1 protein-coding gene and 1 pseudogene are annotated in these 1,145 nt (G+C 53.7%); both read right to left on the bottom strand.

All coding sequences use genetic code 11. The features are described 5' to 3' along the window. Positions 1–98: 98 nt before the first annotated feature. The gene (locus XcodCFBP4690_RS22615) at positions 99–530 is read right to left on the bottom strand and encodes a hypothetical protein (RefSeq protein ID WP_146092039.1); all 432 of its coding nucleotides are present in this window, start codon (positions 528–530) and stop codon (positions 99–101) included. Between the two features lie 140 nt (positions 531–670). After that, positions 671–1,063, bottom strand: a pseudogene (locus XcodCFBP4690_RS22110) (tyrosine-type recombinase/integrase); the annotation flags it as partial. Between the last annotated feature and the right edge of the window lie 82 nt (positions 1,064–1,145).

Below are 1,145 nucleotides of genomic sequence, written 5' to 3' on the forward strand. Positions count from 1 at the left end.
GCGAGAACCCGAGGCTCCAAACGCGACTCTCCGGAGCGATGCCACATTCCGCCCTGTCAGGCATCGTTGTTCAGACCTTCCCTAGAGACTTCCACTGCTTACATCGAAGCGCCAAATACATCGATGTCTCTCGAAGCAGAAAGCTTTCCATCAATTCTGACTTCAATCAGGTAGCGTCCAGGGGGCCACTGATTGGCGCTCTTTAGCTCCACTACAGCACTCCCTCCCTTAGCTAAAATTTCGCTGGTCGCCGTTCCCGCGACCAAGCCAGTCTTAAGTTCTATTAGCTTTACATCGACCTTTGCCACCTTCGGAGAACTTGAAGGGACTGATCTGATTTCCACCTTGATTGGCTTATTTTGCGTGAGCGCCTGTTTCAGTTCAGCGCTTCCGGCATCTGCGGCTCCGACCTTCACCTCCTGAATCACTGCTCCAGCATCTAAAGTCTGAGCTGGCTTAGGCTCTTCTTTGCCACAAGCTACAACCAGGGCAGCTAGTGAGATCAGCAGCAGAAGATTGATCGCTTTCATAGGTCTTGCCTGCAACATTCGTCCTTGGGCTTCCAGTATGCCATCTCGATGCAGGGATCGGTCATGTTGGCGATGTGGCCGGGCATAGGCAAACCGGGTCCGATATGCGCTCTGCCAGAAGCGATAGACGCCAGCAATTTTCAATTCGCATGCTGCGGTATCTGCAGACAGTCAAGATAATCAGCCCAAGCCTGCATCATCTTTCGGCGCTCGGCGATATGAGCCGTGCAGCTATATGCCTGGCCGTTTGGATCACGCACGGCATGCGCTAGCTGGTGTTCGATGCAGTCAGGGCGGAAGCCGAGCACCTAATCGAGGATCGTACGAGCCATTGCGCGAAATCCATGTCCAGTCATGGTCTTGGAGTCAAACCCCATCCTCCTCAAAGCGGCATTGATGGTGCTATCACTCATCGGCCTCCCCTTCCCATGCAGGCCAGGAAAGACAAACTCACTGCTCCTGGTAATGGGTTCAATCTCGCGAAGAACTTCAACTGCCTGTGAAGCAAGCGGGACTATGTGTGGGGTCCCCGACGTCCCCCCGATTTTGAGTAGCACCGCAGTTTGGAGTCCAATTCCCTACCCGACGGAGATTGGACGTGAAGAAACGTTTTAC

Source organism: Xanthomonas codiaei, from assembly GCF_002939785.1.
Lineage (GTDB): Bacteria > Pseudomonadota > Gammaproteobacteria > Xanthomonadales > Xanthomonadaceae > Xanthomonas > Xanthomonas codiaei.